General features: G+C 46.7%; 20 protein-coding genes and 1 pseudogene. 9 read left to right on the forward strand and 12 right to left on the reverse strand.

From position 1 onward, the window contains the following. Window positions 1–194, reverse strand: a pseudogene (locus H595_RS22465) (IS5/IS1182 family transposase); the annotation flags it as partial. A gap of 331 nt (window positions 195–525) precedes the next feature. After that, a complete protein-coding gene (locus H595_RS0114325) occupies window positions 526–1,665 on the reverse strand; it encodes a serine hydrolase domain-containing protein (RefSeq protein WP_051219917.1) in 1,140 nt (379 codons plus the stop codon). Window positions 1,666–1,900: 235 nt separating this feature from the next. Between H595_RS0114325 and H595_RS0114330 the strand changes: the two genes are divergently transcribed. The 6 genes from H595_RS0114330 to umuC all read left to right on the forward strand — a co-directional run bounded on the left by H595_RS0114330 (window position 1,901) and on the right by umuC (window position 7,566). Continuing rightward, window positions 1,901–2,734 (forward strand): MipA/OmpV family protein, encoded by an 834-nt coding sequence (locus H595_RS0114330; RefSeq protein ID WP_027671829.1) that lies wholly within the window; start codon window positions 1,901–1,903, stop codon window positions 2,732–2,734. Between the two features lie 9 nt (window positions 2,735–2,743). Continuing rightward, window positions 2,744–3,133 (forward strand): DUF3019 domain-containing protein, encoded by a 390-nt coding sequence (locus H595_RS0114335; protein ID WP_027671830.1) that lies wholly within the window; start codon window positions 2,744–2,746, stop codon window positions 3,131–3,133. Window positions 3,134–3,141: 8 nt separating this feature from the next. Further along, complete coding sequence (locus H595_RS0114340) at window positions 3,142–3,840, forward strand: response regulator (protein ID WP_037054917.1); 699 nt, start codon at window positions 3,142–3,144, stop codon at window positions 3,838–3,840. After that, a complete protein-coding gene (locus H595_RS0114345) occupies window positions 3,840–5,123 on the forward strand; it encodes a sensor histidine kinase (protein WP_027671832.1) in 1,284 nt (427 codons plus the stop codon). Before H595_RS0114340 ends, H595_RS0114345 begins: the two co-directional genes overlap by 1 nt. A 737-nt stretch (window positions 5,124–5,860) precedes the next feature. After that, a complete protein-coding gene (gene umuD, locus H595_RS0114350) occupies window positions 5,861–6,292 on the forward strand; it encodes a translesion error-prone DNA polymerase V autoproteolytic subunit (RefSeq protein ID WP_027671833.1) in 432 nt (143 codons plus the stop codon). Continuing rightward, complete coding sequence (gene umuC, locus H595_RS0114355) at window positions 6,289–7,566, forward strand: translesion error-prone DNA polymerase V subunit UmuC (RefSeq protein WP_027671834.1); 1,278 nt, start codon at window positions 6,289–6,291, stop codon at window positions 7,564–7,566. The genes umuD and umuC overlap by 4 nt, the downstream gene beginning before the upstream one ends. A 104-nt stretch (window positions 7,567–7,670) precedes the next feature. Here umuC and H595_RS0114360 read toward each other — a convergent pair whose 3' ends face one another. Next, window positions 7,671–7,892: a hypothetical protein gene (locus H595_RS0114360; protein WP_027671835.1), complete on the reverse strand. Its 222-nt coding sequence runs from the start codon at window positions 7,890–7,892 to the stop codon at window positions 7,671–7,673. A gap of 2 nt (window positions 7,893–7,894) precedes the next feature. Next, a complete protein-coding gene (locus tag H595_RS0114365; protein ID WP_037054910.1) occupies window positions 7,895–8,353 on the reverse strand; it encodes a Tse2 family ADP-ribosyltransferase toxin in 459 nt (152 codons plus the stop codon). Between the two features lie 123 nt (window positions 8,354–8,476). Here H595_RS0114365 and H595_RS24790 point away from each other — a divergent pair, with 123 nt between their 5' ends. Next, window positions 8,477–8,590, forward strand: coding sequence for a DUF4113 domain-containing protein (locus H595_RS24790; protein WP_156885991.1), 114 nt, complete (start codon window positions 8,477–8,479; stop codon window positions 8,588–8,590). A gap of 255 nt (window positions 8,591–8,845) precedes the next feature. After that, on the forward strand, window positions 8,846–9,751 hold the full coding sequence (locus tag H595_RS0114370; protein ID WP_084153606.1) for an AraC family transcriptional regulator: 906 nt from the start codon (window positions 8,846–8,848) through the stop codon (window positions 9,749–9,751). Window positions 9,752–9,853: 102 nt separating this feature from the next. Here H595_RS0114370 and H595_RS0114380 read toward each other — a convergent pair whose 3' ends face one another. The 5 genes from H595_RS0114380 to H595_RS22475 all read right to left on the reverse strand — a co-directional run bounded on the left by H595_RS0114380 (window position 9,854) and on the right by H595_RS22475 (window position 12,734). Next, window positions 9,854–10,156, reverse strand: coding sequence for a YdeI/OmpD-associated family protein (locus H595_RS0114380; protein WP_027671838.1), 303 nt, complete (start codon window positions 10,154–10,156; stop codon window positions 9,854–9,856). Between the two features lie 101 nt (window positions 10,157–10,257). Further along, window positions 10,258–11,121 (reverse strand): DUF5694 domain-containing protein, encoded by an 864-nt coding sequence (locus tag H595_RS0114385; RefSeq protein WP_051219923.1) that lies wholly within the window; start codon window positions 11,119–11,121, stop codon window positions 10,258–10,260. A gap of 144 nt (window positions 11,122–11,265) precedes the next feature. Next, on the reverse strand, window positions 11,266–11,910 hold the full coding sequence (locus H595_RS22470) for a hypothetical protein (protein ID WP_051219920.1): 645 nt from the start codon (window positions 11,908–11,910) through the stop codon (window positions 11,266–11,268). A gap of 76 nt (window positions 11,911–11,986) precedes the next feature. Beyond that, complete coding sequence (locus H595_RS0114395; RefSeq protein ID WP_027671840.1) at window positions 11,987–12,517, reverse strand: DinB family protein; 531 nt, start codon at window positions 12,515–12,517, stop codon at window positions 11,987–11,989. A gap of 25 nt (window positions 12,518–12,542) precedes the next feature. Continuing rightward, complete coding sequence (locus H595_RS22475; RefSeq protein WP_240474907.1) at window positions 12,543–12,734, reverse strand: VOC family protein; 192 nt, start codon at window positions 12,732–12,734, stop codon at window positions 12,543–12,545. 458 nt (window positions 12,735–13,192) lie between these two features. Here H595_RS22475 and H595_RS0114410 point away from each other — a divergent pair, with 458 nt between their 5' ends. Continuing rightward, entirely contained in the window at window positions 13,193–14,512 is a 1,320-nt protein-coding gene (locus H595_RS0114410; RefSeq protein ID WP_240474908.1) for a family 14 glycosylhydrolase, read from the forward strand. A 159-nt stretch (window positions 14,513–14,671) separates the two neighbouring features. Here H595_RS0114410 and feoB read toward each other — a convergent pair whose 3' ends face one another. From feoB to hemN, 3 genes are all read right to left on the reverse strand, one after another. Then, window positions 14,672–16,498: a ferrous iron transporter B gene (gene feoB / locus H595_RS0114415; protein ID WP_027671842.1), complete on the reverse strand. Its 1,827-nt coding sequence runs from the start codon at window positions 16,496–16,498 to the stop codon at window positions 14,672–14,674. A 71-nt stretch (window positions 16,499–16,569) separates the two neighbouring features. Next, complete coding sequence (locus H595_RS0114420) at window positions 16,570–16,803, reverse strand: FeoA family protein (protein WP_205623235.1); 234 nt, start codon at window positions 16,801–16,803, stop codon at window positions 16,570–16,572. 463 nt (window positions 16,804–17,266) lie between these two features. After that, on the reverse strand, window positions 17,267–18,619 hold the full coding sequence (gene hemN / locus H595_RS0114435; RefSeq protein ID WP_027671845.1) for an oxygen-independent coproporphyrinogen III oxidase: 1,353 nt from the start codon (window positions 18,617–18,619) through the stop codon (window positions 17,267–17,269). Window positions 18,620–18,642 lie beyond the last annotated feature (23 nt).

Raw genomic sequence — 18,642 nt, forward strand, 5'->3', positions numbered from 1 at the left:
ATGGTAGCCGGGTGATAACCTGGCCGCCCTGTTTGTTTTGCGCTAACTCTTTCAAAGCCAAGTGAGTCAAGCTGTAATCCATCAACAAAGATATCGACCACTCGGACAGGGTTATCTTCAGTAACGAAGTCATCAAGCGCCTCAGGGAGCAAGGTTACTTGATGTCTACCTTGGCCTTTAATATGGTGGGTCATATCAGCACACTTTGTTCTAATTCGTATGCTATTAATTTTAGTAAAGCGACAGCTAACTGTACTGCTTTATCAAGAACAATTGATCATATAAATCTATTGCTTAGACCAAAAGGTGATCAGCAGTTTTCACACAGCCTGAGCGAAAAGCGGACGCTCAGATCTGGTTCTCACGAAAAAACGAATCTCTGCATTGCCTTATTTGCAGACATTCGTTTTTTGAACCAAGCATTTCATACAACCTTTTACTAGGTTGCCAAATTCAATGTGTCTTACGCTAGCATAAATAGAGGCAATGGTCTGTCTACCGCTCTTTATCCCCGTCCATTTGATGTTATTTGGTGAGTTCACCGATCACTTTTTGATACAAAGCGTCATGCGCGTCATCGCAGGCTTTATAACCGTTGCAATTGAACAACATCGCCACAGTCGTTTTTGTGTCCGGGATGTAGAAGTTGTAAGTTGCATAACCCAGCTCCCGGCCACCATGATGGATCACCTGTTTGCCATTAATGGTTTCTTTAAATAAACCATAGCTGTATGACAGAGTACCAAGACCGGTACTGACAAAGCTTGTTTCGCTCATCAATAACTGATGGATGCTGTGGCTGAATTGTTTACCCTCAACAATAAATTTCAGTATGTTAGCCATATCTTTGGCGTTGCCGACTACAGGTGCATCGGCAACACCGATGTTTTGATAATATTGCCGCGTGTCCAATACATCATTTCCCGAGTGAAAGTAACCTGGCACGATGGGACCGTAACTTTTTTCCAGCCCACCGTAACTCAGACTAGACAAGCCCCAAGGCTCGAAAATTTGCATGCGCATGGCTTGAGAGTGGTGTGTACCGAGCACCTGATCCAAGACCAGTCCCGTTAAAATATATCCGGTATTTGAATAACTCCAGCCTTGGGCGGGTGCAAATTTGGCTTTCTGATCCAAGGCAAATTGCAGGGCGAATGCATCGGTTTTTATGCTCTCTGGTTCTGCAATAACTGCGTCATAAAATGCACCATTGGAATCGTTTAAGTAATCAAATAAACCAGCTGTGTGCTGCAGCATTTGCCTAGTGGTCATACTTGAAGCGTTGGCAACTCTGTTCGTAATTTCAGCAGGCAGGTAATTGGTAATGCTTTGGTCCAAATTGAGCTTTTGCTGCTCCACCAGCATCGCAGCCAGCAAGGCCGTCAGTTTTTTGCCAGCACTGCCATTTGGGATCCGGGCATCTATTAGCATCGGTGTTTTATCATTGAGATCAGCAATTCCTGCCGCACCGTAAAAATAAAGTTGCGGTGACTCTATATACAGCACCACACCTGGTATTTCACCTTCGGCTGCTGTATTGAGTAGAGCCTGATAATCAAAAGGTTTTACTAGGTTATTGTTGGTTTTATGCTCTGAACCACAGCCGGCAACTGCCAGCGCTAAACTGCCAATAATCATGCCAGACAGAAGATTGTTCACTTTCATGTTGATGACCCGTGTTGATGAAGAAGCACTCACCTTAGCGGGTAGTACCATCGCGGGTTGTATCAGCTTCTAAGCGGCTGTGTCAGCTTGTATCAACCTGTATCCCATTCATAGATCTATGATTAATTTTGGTTTTAATGATACAGATTGATACATTTTTCTATATCCTGATACGGCTAAACTTGTACGGCCTCGATAAGCTAGACGCACACTAACAACCAGAAGAAATTGCAAAATGAAACACTATTACCTAACACCTCTTTTACTATGTAGCGCAGTGAGTTTGGCGAATGAGCAAACATCCGACACATCCTGGTATGATTTTCTCCAGCAGAAACGCGATGGCGGCGGCTTTTTTTCAGCCGGTATTGTTGTTCAAAATAGTCAGGGGTTGTATCGGTCTGTAGACTTCAAAGTACGGCCTGAGTTAAAGGGCGCATATTATTTTAACAATGGTTTATTTATTGAATATCCTGGTAGATCGGACAAGTTCGACAACCAATTTGCCGTGGGTTACAACCTGGGCACTACCGGAAATTGGGAGTTTGATGTTTTACTGTCGATGGCACATGGTGGCTTAAACTACACAGGTGCGCAAAGCAGCTTTAAAAAAGATGCCAGCCCCTATTGGGGGCTAAGGGCCATAGGTACGATTGCCGGGCTTGATACAATGTTGATGTATGGTACCAACAGCAACAAGATGGACTACAGCAATGGGCTGTACGGTGCGGCCTGGCTCGGTAAAAGTTGGAATATTAACAACTGGCACCTTTACAGCTCGGTAGGGGCGCAGTATCGAAACGCTGCCATGTTAGATTTCTACTATGGTATACCCGATAACCAAGCAGGCGTGCCAGCGTATGATGCAAAAGGGGGCGTTAACTTAATTTATAAAGCAGGATTTAAAAAGCCGCTTAATGAAAATTGGCTGGTTGAGGGTAACTTTAGCATGACACGCTATGCCGATAGCATCATCGATAGCCCTTATTCACAGTCTATTCTGCAGGGCGATGAAAAGCGCAGCGAGAACGGCAGAACATTCAGTTTATCAATTAGTTATGTTTTTTAAGGGTGACCAATGAAGATAAGCATATTATCAGGCCTGGTCATTGCACTGGCTTTAATGAATCACTCCGGCGTGGCGGCTGAACAAAGCCCGGTAGCGGGTTTTACTGTGACACCAAAACAATGCACCACGTTAAAACAGGGCGATATCTGCTACCTGAATTTACAGCTGTCCTGGCAACAGGCAACGCTGCAAAACTATTGCTTGTTCGCCAATGCACAAAAATTACACTGTTGGCATAGCGTGCAACAAGGGCAATGGCAGCAAGATTTCGCGATGCAACAGGATTTAGTGATAACGTTGCAAACATCGGAAAGGCAGGTATTGCATAGTCAAACGATAAGGTATGCTTGGATGTACAAGAAAAACAACAGTAAAGCGATGCGCTGGCGCATGTTTTGAGCTTAGGCATGATCAGAATTGCATTGGTAGAAGACGATAAAGAGCTGGCCGAGTGGATTTCAGATTACCTGTTAGCGAAAAACTATCAGGTAAGCATTTACCATGATGGCCAGCAAGCATTAGATGCGTTCAATTTTGCTTTACCGGATCTCATCATCCTTGATGGTATGTTGCCATCAATGGATGGTCTTGAGGTATGCAAACAGTTACGTCGGCGATCAGCTGTTCCTATTATTATGCTTACGGCTCGTGATGAAGAAATCGATGAAATTCTCGGATTGGAAATGGGTGCTGACGACTATCTAACGAAACCTGTCCGTGGGCGTGTGCTTGAGACACGGATAAAAGCATTGTTAAGACGAACCAGCCCAGGACATTCGCAACCTGTCGGGCAAAATACGTTGAGTTTAGGCATGTTGGAGATTTGTAAATCTTCTCGTAGCGTTAACTTAAAGGGAGAAGCGGTCAACCTCTCGAGCAATGAATTTGATGTGCTGTGGCTGCTGGCTGAACAAGCCGGTGAAATTGTTAGTCGCGAGTCTCTGACCCAGCGTTTGCGGGGTTTTGAATATGATGGTTTTGACCGCACCATTGATTTGCGAATTTCCCGGCTGCGGAAAAAACTGCATGACGACGCCAGCAACCCGTTCAAAATTAAGACCATATGGGGCAAAGGATATTTGTTAGCAACAGAGGTCTGGCAATAATGTGGCGCTTTGTGCTTGCCCTGCTGTTGGTGGTGATTGTTGGCAGTATCGCGCTGGGGCAACTATTCGATGGCCTAGCGCAACAACAAAACGAACACAGGCTCAGTCAAGAGCAGCAACATTTGCTGAGCCAGGTTGAGCTGATTAAAAGTGCCATCCAATCTGGTATTGCTCCAGCGCAACTATCGACATGGTTTGCATTGGCCTCGCAACCTTCGGCTGTGCAATATGAACTGCAGCCATTAAAAGACTACCCGTTACCTCAGGCATTCATTGCACAAATTTATGTTGATAAAGCGGTATTTCTTGAATCAAAGGATGGGCTTACCGCATATGCGCTGATCGACGCGCAAACGGTTTTACTGGTGACCCGAGCCCACGAGTCAGGAACAGGCGCCGCGGATAATCCCTGGCTACTGACGGCTAGCTTTTACAGCATTTTGCTTGGTCTGTTGCTGATCTTTTTGGCACCGTTTTTAATCCGTCTGGCTAAGCTGCGCAATGCAGCTATTGCTTTTGGCGACGGCAAGTTAGATATCCGCTTAACCGTTGGCTCCTTTTGGTATCTCAAAGAAATTGAGCAGGCATTCAACCAGATGACAGAACGGCTTGGACGCTCGATTCAAGACAATAAGTTGCTGGCCGCGGGGTTATCGCATGAATTACGCACACCGCTTGCCAGAGTGAGAATGGGGCTGGATACGCTTTGCGAAACTACAGATCCAAAGTTAAGAACCCAATACGAAGTTCGGGTCAATCAAAACCTCGATGATATGGAGTCCTTGATCAACGCGTTGCTTAATTTTGCCCGTCTGCAACATTCGCTCGATAGCACGGCGAAATCAAGGATAGATTTAAAGCCGTTGGTACTGCAACAAATGGCCAAAGCCAATGATCAGCGCCTGGAACTGATAGTCGGGCCAGATCAATACTGGATTTGGGGAGATGAGCATCATGTCAGTTTAATGCTGAGCAATCTGCTCACTAACGCTTTAAAGCACTGTCGGGAGAAAGTGCAAGTGACACTGTCCGGTTCAACCGGCCACGTCACACTTTGTATCAATGACGATGGGACAGGCATTTCTGCCACAGACGCGGACAAAGTGTTTCAACCTTTTGTCAGACTAGCCGAAAAAATCGAAGGCAATAAACCAGGATTCGGCCTAGGCCTGGCATTGGTCGAACGCATTACCCAATGGCTTGGTGGAGAAGTGAAAGTTGTCACCTGCCAAAACCTGAAAGGCGCTAGTTTTGTGGTCAGATTTTCATATCGCCCCGAGTAAGTGACTACATTCTTATTTGAGCGGCCTACTCATTCTAGCCGTATCGTTATAGCCTAAAAATTGATGTTCACTTGAAGCCCGCAATGAATAGTGTACGGATTGTTAGCTTTTAGTAATCCGTGCTGTCTCGAAATTTTCGAGAGCCCCCAGTTCAGTTATTGTGAGAAATGTCCGCTTTCAGTGAAAAGCGACGATTTAACCGAATCTCAGTGAATTTCCGCAATTGGCACTTATCGGAAGTTCTAACCCTCGAGCTAAACACGACTAACTGCAGGCTCAAAATCTTGTGTTATGGCTTTACCGGATTAGCCGCGCTGTTGCCTGCTACCGTATGCCAGGCTTAACCTGCCAGCGGGTTACCAGGCCGTTTAGTACGTAAGGGTCGGCTTTGGTTTATACTGGCCAAACGGGCCGCAGTCGCTAAAGCCAAACTTAGAATATAAGCTTGATAACACGCTAGCAGCGCAAGTTAAAAACGTGCGGCGGCAATGTTTAACGTTTCAAATCAACAATATACGCAGCGCCCGATGCATTACCGTTATCGTTACGATGCGGTACCGCAATTATCGTCGTGTTGTTTGACAGCGTAACATCCCAGGTAAAAGCGAGGATCTGGCGAAAAGTGAAGATGCGGTTTAGTTTTGTTCTGCCCTTAATAATCCAACTTTAGTGATTGCAGCTTGGCATCGTCTTAATCTGATATATACTGTACAAATATACATATATAGAGGTTTTGTATGACTGTCCTATTTCTGGGGGATGCGCACCATAGCGCCAAACTCGCTATACCGTTATTTGCCAGCAAGATTAAGGCCGGCTTCCCCTCACCGGCGCAGGATTATGTCGAGCGTACGCTGGATTTAAACGAGCTATGTATCCGCCACCCTAACGCGACGTTTTTTGTCCGGGTAGAGGGCGACTCGATGATTGACGCCGGTATTTACGATAACGATGTATTAGTGGTAGACCGCGCTATTGACGCCGAGCATGGCGATATCGTGGTGGCCGCCGTTAATGGTGAGTTTACCGTAAAAGAGCTGTGTACCCGCCCTTCACTGATGTTGCTGCCACGCAACGCGGCCTACCAACCGATACGCCCATGTAATGGTGAAGAGCTGAATGTTTTTGGTGTGGTAACTAATGTGATCCGGCAAATGAAACGCAAATGAGCCCATCTGTATTTGCCCTGGTAGATTGCAATAACTTTTATGCCAGCTGTGAAAAGCTGTTCCGGCCCGATTTAGCCGATAAACCGGTTGTGGTGTTATCCAACAACGACGGTTGCATTATTGCCCGCTCGAAAGAGGCTAAAAAGCTTGGCATTAAAATGGGCCTGCCGGTGTTTCAGGTGCGTGATTTATTGCAACAGCATCAGATAGTGGCCTTTTCATCCAACTATGCGCTGTATGCCGATATGTCGCAGCGGGTAATGAGCACGCTGGAAAACCTGGCACCACGGGTAGAGGTGTATTCAATTGATGAAGCCTTTTTAGATTTAACCGGCCTGGCTTATTGCGAAGGGCTAACTGAATTTGGCCAGCACGTTAGGCGCACCGTGCAAAAAGATATCGGCATCACGGTTTGTGTTGGCATAGCGCCAAGTAAAACCCTGGCAAAACTGGCCAACCATGCCGCCAAAACCTGGGCTAAAACCGGGGGCGTGGTCGATTTAACCGGCAAAGAGCGCCAGCGCAAGTTACTGGCCCTGCTGCCGGTAAACGAAGTGTGGGGCATTGGCGGCAAGCTGACAAAACGTTTAGAGCAACTGGGTATTACCACCGCACTGCAGTTGGCTGATGCGGCCCCTGATTACATTCGGCAGCACTTTTCTGTGGTGGTTGAGCGCACCGTGCGCGAACTTAATGGTGAGTCATGTATTGCACTGGAAGATGTCGCACCAACCAAAAAGCAAATTATCAGCAGCCGCGCCTTTGGTGAACGTATTAGCGACAAACAGCAGATGCGTGAGGCCATTAGCGAATACATTAGCCGGGCCTGCAAAAAGCTGCGCCAGGAGCAACAACAGGCAAAATACCTGACGGTATTTTTGCGCACCAGCCCATTTAGCGACAAAGACGCGCCCTACTCCGCCAGTAAAAGCTGTGAGCTGGAAAGCCCCAGCAGCGACACCCGGGTGTTTTTAGCCAGCGCCATGCGGCTACTTGATAGTCTGTGGCTTAACGGCTACCGCTACGCTAAGGCAGGTGTCATGCTAGCCGACTTTTACGACCCGGGGGTTCACCAACCCGGCCTTTTCGACGAGCCGATTGTACAAAAAGAATCTGACCAAAAGCTGATGCAACTAATGGATACCCTCAACAGCAAACATGGCAAAACGCTGTGGTTTGCCAGCCAGGGCACAACCCAGCAATGGGGCATGAAACGTGAACTGCTCTCGCCGGCTTACACCACAAATTGGAAAGAATTACCGCTGGTCAAGTGAGGCCTACTAAGAGCAAATAGCGAAGCTGTAGTTTGAATTTAGCCTGCCCCCAATAATTACTAAGGCGCACTACTTGCGCTTTGCCAGCCAACAAAACAACCTGCTCATCTCACGACTTTCTCATAAGGCAGCATTTGAGGATTGTCATTGGCAATCTTTTTGTATTCCTCTTCAAGCCACGCCTGACAATTTTCCAAGCACAACAGATGCTCCTCGTAGTCAGACACATCACGAATCGTTTCGCTTTGCAGAAACTTTTCGTTGTACTTAATAGCGTCATTGAGCGCTGACGTTAACAGCATCAGATACTGTTCGGATATTTCCAATTTCATATCGCTTCCCTCACCACGTTAGTGGCCAGATCATTAAGCAAGCTTCTAAAAAGTGATAGTGGCATATCGTATGCCGGCGCTATCGTATAGTGTGTAGCGGAGATACGGGAGTTAAACTTGTCTTTCACTATTGCAAGACCGGATGGCAACGTTGTACCTTCGGGAATTTTGTAATATTCCCAAGAGTTTCCTTTAAATGTATTTGGCTTGTCAAAAGTACTTATTCCTCTTGGCGATGGCCGGCATGAAACCCACTTCACCCCGTCTTTTTCTGAAATAGTTATATCTGCAGGCCTTAATTGGCCGTTGGATAACACTTTGTCTTCTTCGACCAGACCAAATAAAGAACCCTTATCCGTCGTTCTCTTAGCCCGCCATAAATTTACGGGAGATTGTTCAAAGTAGCGATCAATATCTCCTGCAGAGATTAAAATATCTTTAAGTATTTCAGTCATCGAAAGTCTTCCCTTACCAATTAGTAGATTTAGCCAACAATTTGGCAAGACCAAATTTAACCCAATAAACCACTCAAATAAACATTTAAATTACATATAAACCCGCATAAATAACAATCTTGAATTACAGAAAAGGGGGTTACCAGCCAAGACACCACCCAACAATGGGTGATGAAACATGAACTGCTTTCGCCGACTTACACCACAAATTGGAAAGAAATACCGGTGGCTAAGTAATGTCTGCTAAGAGCGAAAAGCGAAGATGTAGTTTGAATTTAGCCTGCCCCTAATAATCCCAATCCGATAAGTGCAGTCTAAGGTTGAACCATGCTTTAACGCTGTAAAAGATTTAGTTGAGTTAACCTAAAAGCCATTGTCCCGGCCGTAACCAAAATCTCTGGCAAAGCGCGCCACCACCACAGCAACTTAGCAAGATCGGGTACGCGGGTTGGCCCTAAGTTCGTATATGGTGTTATCGTACTTAGAGCAGCAATGGAGAAAATTATGCAGCAGATACGGGTGATTCAGGTTGAACGCTATGCCACGCGGGTGGAGAAAGTGCTGGCCTATATTGAGTCGTTGGGCGCGCAGGCCCAACCGACACTGGACGAGTTGGCCGCCGTGGCGGCAATTTCACCGTTTCATTTTCATCGGGTATGGCGGGTGATGACCGGGGAGACGGTGTTCGAAAGCCTGCGGCGTGTGCAAATGGGCCGCGCGCTGGTTGCGCTGCAGAACGAGCGTGCACCGGTAGTTGAAGTTGCAGAGGCCGCCGGCTATGCCAGTGGCCAATCCTTTGCGCGTTCACTAAAAGCCTTCGCCGGGGCCAGTGCCAGCGAGCTAAGGGCCGACCCTGCTAAGATGGCCGCATTTGTTGCCCGCATTACGCATGGCCTGCGAGCGCAGGACGACGACGTACCAGGCATTGAGGTAACAATAGTTGAGCTGCAGCCACTGAAAATCCTGGCGACACGCAATACCGGCGCCTATGAAAGCCTATTCAATGGTTATGGCCGTCTGTTCGAGTTAGTCACTCAGTGTATGCCGCCAGAAGACGTGCGCGGCATTCATGGTTTATGGCCGGATGATCCGCGCACCACGGCGCCCGAAGACTTTCGCTTCGACTGCGCTTTCTCTGTAGCGCAGACAGCAGGCGCAGCGCCGCCGGGGACGCATTGGGCAGAGTTACCCTCGGGCACTTGCCTGAGCGCGCGCCATGTCGGCGATTATGACGCATTGCTGGATACGATTGACTGGCTTTACGCCATGGCACTGGAAGCTGGCATAGAACTGCGCAACGCCCCGCTGTTTGCGCATTATATTGATGATCCGGAAAGCACACCTGTTGCAGAGTGGCGCACGGATGTCTACCTACCCATCGAGGTGAACCAGATATGAGGCAACTAAAATGGATGGCAGGTCTGTCACCGACTGGGTGAAAAAAAACGGTAGCTGGCACCAGTTTATGCACGCCGACTATCAGCGTGATTAATATCGAAGCTACTTTTTCTTTTTATCTATCAAAACTTGCTGTTGCCATTTACCAGGCTGCTTGTCGGTACGATGTATACACCCTACCCAGCAGCAAGGTCGCTTTTTGCCTTCCAGAAGATCCTCGGTCGCCCGAACTATGCGTTTTATTCTGGTCTTCTGTTGTTTAGCATCTTCAATCCAACAAATAAATTCATTTCGGCCAATTGCTGACAAGGCTTCCCAACTGCTAACCAGTTCTTTTTCAACTAGTGCCTTAGCCAAATCACCTGGTAATTCGTGCACCAAGCCGCCGGACATTTCTGGTTTCATAGCTAATTACCTGATACCTGCTGTTGGTTTGCTAGTTAATGGCTCGAAATACATATATTTAACATAGCTCATCTTTAATTGTCTCTGCCCCCATTTTTTTTCTACTTTGCTGTTAAATAATCCAGCGTATTGACCATGTCGAATTTGGGACTGCGGCGAATAAACTCTCTAAGCATCGCGGTATGGGCAGATCCCATTAAAATCAGTACCCGATCATGTTTCGTCATCGGAATGCGGTTTAAATTGGTATAAATTTTCATATTGCGCAGATAAAACTGTGCTGCTTGTTCTGCACCTTCAAAGCCATCATCAATGCCAACGTAAAACAGCTTATCAGCATTGGTATTGAGCATGTAATCCAACATCAGCGGGTGATTGGTTAATTGTAACTGTTCCAGCAACGACAGCTGGTCAAAGCGCTGATTACGTTCAGCTAATTTGGGGTAATGCAAAAAAGGCTGATGGGTTAATTGCAGATAGGTTTGCCGGTCAACCGAATTTTCCAGCTCGGGGCTGTTTTCGATAAAGTCTCCCAAGCTGTAGTTATAGCCCAGATGGTGATCGATGCCGTACACCTTATCTACGCCACTTAATCTGGCGATATCAAAGCCCAGCATACTTAGCTCACCATAGCGGGTATCTAAGCGCACAGGGTTGGCTAAAAACGCCTGATAGGCCTGATTTATGCGGGCCATATCTTCAGGTAGAAACTCCAGGCAAACGATGGTGGGTTTAAATTGGGCAAGCAACTTTGCGATGTCTTTAACAGCTTGCTGATTAGCCTGGCTATGTTCATCAAAATCAACGCTGTTAGCATCACTGGTAGCGCCAAAGTGAAAGCTGCCTATATTCAGCACTTTAATTTTTTCAACATTAACAGGCCCGGCCTCAGCAAGTAACACAGAGTCCGTTGTACTGCTGCAGGCAACAAGACACAGCGCCAGTAAAAATAGGATAGTTTTCATTGATATAGGCCAGATGCTGAAAATAGCACCAGCATAGCCAACATCAGCATGTGCAGCAATAGCGCAACATAAGTCCGACAATTATAAAGCAGCTTTGCCCTCCTAGGCCTCTGGCAACAACTCCGCGCTCTATAAAGTGCAGCTTCAAACTGGCTGCATCAACCTGTCACGGAAACCCTTACACAGCATATAAAATCGACACAGCGGATAAATCAGCATTAGCAGTAAAGTAATTAAATCGCCAACATCGCGCTTGTCGTAATAGTAATGCGCCGGGTGCTGCAGTGCAGGGACTGCACCTTCTATCTTAATGATTTTTGACTCAAATTCATCTTCAGAAAGGTTATTCAATTTCTGCCCGGCGTTTAGCGGGTAGATGAAATATCTACCCGACTCTGTAGCACCGTAGACCGCCTTATCACTTATGCCTACCAACACAATGTCACTGACTATTGCCTCACCACCCTCTCTACCTGGCCACAAATACCACTTATCGGTTACATCTATCGCTCCCAGAGTCAGTTTTTTATTCACAGGCAGTGACCAGTAATCTGTTAGCGGCGGATCGACATCCCTAACCAGCTCACAAATTATAATATTCGCAAAGATTGCCAATAGAAAATATGGACCCAGCTTAATTGGAAACCAAAAAAAAGACTCAACCGAGACCTTACTTTTGCTGAAAAAAAAGCTCAGCACTTTAGCTAGCAACAGCAGCACAAAGCCTGCAATAGTCGCCAGAAAAACGTAGCCTAGTGCTGCGAAAACTAATTGAAATAATGAACCCACGTATGATTCCCGGCGAAGTGTTAATTCAGTATTGGCGTGATAATTTCAACCACAACATAATTATGTTTGCAGTCATTTATGTTACATAAGCAACAAAATCCGTCACGCCAACATCATGGCCGAGCTGGTGCAATAGCGTGCTAAGCTGGCCGCGGTGATGGGTTTGGTGGTTAAACATATGAGCTACGGCTACCCAGGTAGGGTGCTGGCGCTGCTGGCCCTGGGAATTGCTGTAGCGCATAGTGCCGGCCAGCTGTGCGGCGGTTAACTCATCAGTAAAGCGGGTAATGACATCATCGGTCGCCACTCGTTGCTCGCTAAGCTCGGTAAAATTGGCATACAGCTCATCACGCAGCGAACTAAACTGCTGCACTAAATCGGCACGCTGTAATGCTGCCATAGTGGGAAAGGCAGTAGCAAAGCGGCCCAGCCAGATGCGGTCGGCCAGCAAAATATGATTTAGCGTTGCGTGCACAGAGCCAAAGAACGCGCCGAGATCTTTTTTGCGCTCGTCTTCAGTTAAAGTGGCCGCCAGCTTATATAATCGGGCGTTAAACTCACGATTATATTTGGCAAAACCCTGCATTTGCTGCTGATGCGCTGTCATGTACTCTCCTCTGCCAGATACGGATCTAATTCGGATGCAATTGCAGCAAATCCCACTTATTGCCGTATAAATCCTCAAACACTGCCACAGTGCCGTAGCTTTCTTCTCTGGGCTGTTCGTTAAACTTAACGCCTTTGGCCTGCATGGCGTGATAGTCGCGCCAAAAATCGTTGGTATGCAAAAACAAGAATACCCTGCCGCCGCTTTGGTTGCCCACGGCAGCTTGCTGGTATAAAACGCGATAGCGTCGTCGTAATCGGCTACCAACAGCGCGATATTGCCGATTTTTTGTTGTACGGGTTGTTGCTGCATAAGCTCAGACATCTGTTTGTGTTTGTTTCCGTTGTTTGTTCATATTCGATTCTAACGCAAGTTTCACCGTAGGTGAAAAGCCTTAGCCGGTGCTACAAACACTGCAACCGCTATCTTTATTCAGACTAAACTGGCGCCACTGGCTGGTTAGGCCATCAAACAGCTGCAATTTGAGCATAGCGTGGCGCGTTTTCGCCAGCGTCATCGCCGCCAATAATACGTCGCATTTGAACAAGAGTCCCGCCGCTATATAACGTAAAGTAACGCATCAATTGTTTACTTTAGCTTGTGATGAATTTTTTCCAAACGTTGTTAATTATGTTGTTTTGCAGCAGTGCACAAGCCAACGTCAGCATTCATGTGATGGCCCCCCTACTAGTAGAGGACAGGCCGTCATTTCGGCTGCAGCTGGCTGAAGCCAAACGCCTTGGCGTGGGTGGTGTTTCAGTTGACGTTTGGTGGGGCATGGTAGAGGCAGAGGCCGATCAGGTATTTGATTGGCGCTATTATGATGACATCTTTGCCGACATCAGTGCAGCGGGTTTAAACATCGTCCCGATTATGTCTTTTCATCAATGTGGTGGAAATGTAGGGGATAATTGCAACATCCCCCTTCCAGGTTGGATTTGGCAACACTACATCAACAAAGGCATCACACAAACCGACTTGCAGTACAAAAGCGAATATGGCAATTATTCCGCCGAAACCGTGTCCTTATGGGCAGATCATGTTGTTATTCAACAGTATAGTGAATTTATACAGGCGTTCAGCCAACACTTTCAGCATTTATCTAACCGCTTAGCTGAGATTAATATCTCTATGGGCCCGGCTGGGGAATTGCGCTACCCTTCGTACAACAGCCATGATGACGGTAAATCTGCTTATCCAACTCGCGGCAGCTTTCAGGCATATTCAACTCTTGCCGTACAAGACTTTCGCCAGGCTATGCAAAGCAAATACGGTGACATAGTTAAACTTAATGCGTCATGGAATACGCAGCACACTGATTTTAAAGAGGTTATTCCACCTTTAGACGGTAATCAGTTTATTAACAGCGGCCAACATCGACACTCGCAATATGGCAAAGATTTTATCGATTGGTATCATTTGTCACTGATAGCACATGGTAACCGTATGCTGGAAGCGGCAGACGCGGCGCTAGCTGACACTTTTAATGCGGTTCCACTGGGCTATAAAATTCCGGGTATACACTGGAAAATGGCCATTGATGACTACAGCGCCCGCAGTGCAGAGTTGGCCGCGGGTTTACTGCACAGCGATTGGCCTTACCATGAAGGCAATGGATACGGCTATATCCACATGGTAGCCGTTGCCAAACAGCTTAATTCCAAACAAGCCGGATCTAGCCAACCTGGCCATAAACAACGCCAAGTCATTTTGCATTTTACCGCACTAGAAATGCAAGATAGCCCAATGCCCCCTAGCTATTCAATGGCAAAAACTCTGGTTCGCTGGCTGGGTGAAGAAGCCAAGCGACAACAGGTAACAATAAAAGGTGAAAACGCCCTCTCGGCAGGGGTCGAGCATGTCAGTGGCTGGGACAACATGCAACAGGCCTTGCAAAATAGCCATTATTCCGGCCTGACTATTTTAAGGCTGGAGCAGGTAACCAATAATGAAACCGGCAAGCAAGGGCTTAAAACGCTCATTCAAACTAAATAATAGTCTGATCAATACACTCATATTGGCCAGGTGAGACAATACTCGGTTAAGGAAAGTCCTTACCAAGCACGCGCAGACCACCTGCATTTTCGCGTCTACGCTAGAGGCTTTGACAACGACATATGGGGTATTTAATGCCCCATATGTCGTTGTTTGATATTATAAAAACTGTGCACAAAGCATGGCAAGCAGGTATGCCAGCATGCCATAGCCAAATACCAATGCACCAACCAATCGGGCACTGCCGGTTTCCGCTTTTAACGTGGCAACGGTCGCAACACATTGCAGCGCCACCACATAAAACAGCAAAATACCCATACCTGCGCCAAAAGTGAGCCCATCAGCCTGAATATTGGCAGCCAGCCCGGCAATATTTTCATCAGCACCATCAATACCAAATAAGGTGCCCAGTGCGCCAACAAACACTTCACGCGCTAAAAACGACATTAAAATAGCTACGCCATAGCGCCAGTCTAGCCCCAGTGGTTCGAATATAGGCTCAATCCACTGGCCAATGACACCAAGATAAGAGTCTTCTAAACCGCCGGCGGAGGTAGGGAAATACCCTAGCAGCCAGATCCCAAGCGATACCGCAAAAATAACCGGGCCAGCGCGATAAATAAACTGTTTGGCACTGCTAAGTACGCGGTGTATTAGCGGTTTCCAGTGGGGAAACCGATAACTTGGCAGCTCAAGAATAAAGGGCATATCGGATTTTTCATTATCCGTCACTGCCGAGCGAGACAGCAACAGGCTAACAAGCAATGCCGTAACGATACCAAACAGATACAAGCCAAAGAAGGCTACGCCCTGCAAGTTAACGATGCCGCCCAAATAACGGGTATCAGGGATTAACACCGCTACCAGCAATGCATATACCGGTAAACGCGCTGAGCATGACATTAGCGGCACAGTTAACATAGTAATAAGGCGCTTTCGGGGTGATTCAATAGTACGCGCCGCTAAAATAGCCGGAATAGCACAGGCATGTGCTGATAAATACGGAATAAAACTGCGGCCGGACAAGCCAAAATAGCTAAGCGGCCGATGGCAAATTAACGCCGCCCGCGCAAGATAACCACTGTCTTCCAACACGCCGATAATTAACGTTAACACCATTATTTGTGGCACAAATACTAAAAAGGATCCCAAACCACCAAACAAGGCATCATTAAGAAAATCAGCCAGCATACCCGGGCCGGTTAAATCGGTAATAAAGCTTGCGCTGACACCAATAGCATTTTCTACGGCATCCATCAGCGGTGTAGCAAAAGTAAAAATACTTTGAAATAACAAAAACATCACTAATAAGAATGCGATGCCTCCGCTGACATTATTTAGCATAAAAGCATCAATAGCATTTTGCTTTTTCAACACAACAGAAGACGGCATACCATATTGCGTTGCCAGCAAGCGGCTTTGCTTTACCTGCACGCTGTAATCCAACGGTGGAAGCGCGACAGTGTTTAAATTGCTGCTATCAGCCTCAGCGGCCAATTGTATTACTGCCGTTTTAAATTCGGCTATGCCATCTAATGTCTTGGCTGACAATGCAAATACCGGTGCACCTAAATCACGACTTAGCCCCGCTACGTCTATTTGATGACCAAAGCGCGTAACCTCATCAATCATATTCAGGGCAAATACCAGTGCCTTACCATACTGATGCGCTAATGCTTGCATTTGCATGCCAAACATCAGGCTACTTTGCAGCCGGGTGGCGTCAAGGTTACAAATAATCAGCGACGTGTCCTGATCCAATAATGCCTGATTGATTTTTTCTACCGCGATATCTTCATCACGCGTGAGCGTACTCATTGAATATGCACCGGGGAAATCGACTAACTGATATTGGTCAAACCGGCCTGATTTAAGTTCTACCGTAACCCCAGGGAAATTAGCCACTTTTTGGCGTAAGCCTGTTAACTGATTAAACAACAAACTTTTGCCGGAGTTGGGTTTTCCGACCAATATAATACGCTTCATAAAAAACCTGCGAAATGACAAGGCTTACCGGTGTAAACGCCGGCACATCATTACTGACTAAACAGTAGCTACTACAGGGGTTTAACCCGAATTTTACTGGCAACTTTTTGCTCTAGCGAATACACACAATCGGCTATTGCAACCACCAATGCCCCATTGAAAGGGCCTCGGCGCAAACACAATACAGGCAAACCATTATCCAGCCCCATTTCACGTAGCCTGCTGCTAACAGCCTGATCCAAGCCTGCATCCAGCGTTGTAACCGTTACCGTCTGGCCACCGGCAGTGTCCCAAAGTGACATCATGCACATCGCTCCAACATGGAAATACAAATTATTCGCATTGTTACTTAAAATGGTGGAATTTACAACGACATTCCAGCTAGAACTACGCTTCCTAGCGCTAAATTACTGGCGTTGGTTTTGGATTATCTATTGTTAAACGGCTTTGTGAGCATCAAGGCTGGCAAATGGCAGTAACCAGCAATAACGGCAAAATGATTGCGGTGACGTTTTATCAGACGCAGCCACAGGCAATTTCAGTGTCCTGTGCCGACGATTAAGCCTATACTGCAGTACGACTTTTTGTTAGCACAGACTTGCATGACTGACCAAACAACACCTCCACCATTAAGCTCCTCACTGCGCCAACAAGCCGAACACCACCTCCGAACCGGTACAGCTCGGCTTAGCAGCGCCTTTGCGGCCAGTAGCGATGCGCTAGATGTGCTGTACCGGCTCAGCATTGCAGACACCTGCGCAGCTAAAATTATACGACTTTAGAGTATCGTTGCTGGCCTTGGTTTAAGTACGCATCAAAGCAAGCACAAATACTACGAACCCAAAGCCGGCCGCTACCTGTGACCTTTATCCGCTCTGCGTATATCTCGACCAATCCATCCTCCATAAACGGCTGCAATAGGGTTAATGCATCGGCAAAATAGTGCCAAAAGGCGGTAATACTCCACTGCTGGCAAAATGCTGACGTATCAAGTTTAAAGTGACAAATCAGCTGACTAATCAACGCTGCCCGAATTTTATCGTCATCATTCAAACAAAAACCACGCTCGATTGGTAACTGCAGTTGCGCTACCATCTGGTAATACTCTGGTAAGGTTTTAACATTTTGCCACAGTACACCACTTACCTGGCTAATACTTGAGACACCAAGCCCGATTAGCGTATCTTGGCCTGCCGTTGTGTACCCTTGGAAATTACGCTGTAACGTGCCATTTTGCTGTGCTTTTGCTAAGGCATCGTCAGGCTTTGCGAAGTGGTCCATACCAATAAACTGATATCCCGCTTTGCCAAAAGCCTCAATACCCATAGTTTGCAACTGCAGCTTAGTTTCCGCATCCGGCAAACTGGCATCAGGGATTTTTCGTTGTGCCGCAAAGCGCTCAGGCAGATGGGCATAACTAAAGAGTGAAATGCGATCAGGGTTCAACTGAATAATAGTATCCAGTGTTTGGGCAAAGCTATCAGGGTGCTGAAACGGTAAGCCATAGATTAAATCCAAATTAACTGATGCAAAACCAATTTCACGACACAGTAACATTTGCCGGCGTATTAAATCGGTATCTTGCACCCGGTTTATCGCAATTTGCACTTTTTCATCCAAGTCCTGCACACCAAAACTCACTCGGTTAAAACCTAATTTGTGCAAAAAGCGCAGCTTGTCATCACTGCAGCTACGGGGATCTATTTCTATGCTTAATTCAGCATCGGCGTTGAGGGTAAAATGTTTATGGATCAACACAATAAGCCGGGTTAATTGCAGCTCAGTTAGAAAGGTTGGCGTACCACCACCTAAATGCACCTGTTTAATATGCTTACCTGCAATACGCGCGGCATAACAAAGCATCTCTTGCTCGAGTGCTTGTAAATAGATATCGGCTTTATGCTGGTGACGAGTAACGATTTTATTGCAGCCGCAGTAATAACAAAGTTGCTGGCAAAATGGGATGTGCAAATAAAGGCTCAGGTCATCTGAGCACAATGCAATAGCCCGCTGTACATGGCACGGGTCGAAATTATGCTGCATTGCTAATGCGGTTGGGTACGAGGTGTAGCGTGGGCCATTAATATTGTATTTACGGATTAGCGCGGGATCGCATTGCATAACAAAGTAACCTGAATGAACGA

It is taken from the genome of Rheinheimera baltica DSM 14885, from assembly GCF_000425345.1.
Lineage (GTDB): Bacteria > Pseudomonadota > Gammaproteobacteria > Enterobacterales > Alteromonadaceae > Alishewanella > Alishewanella baltica.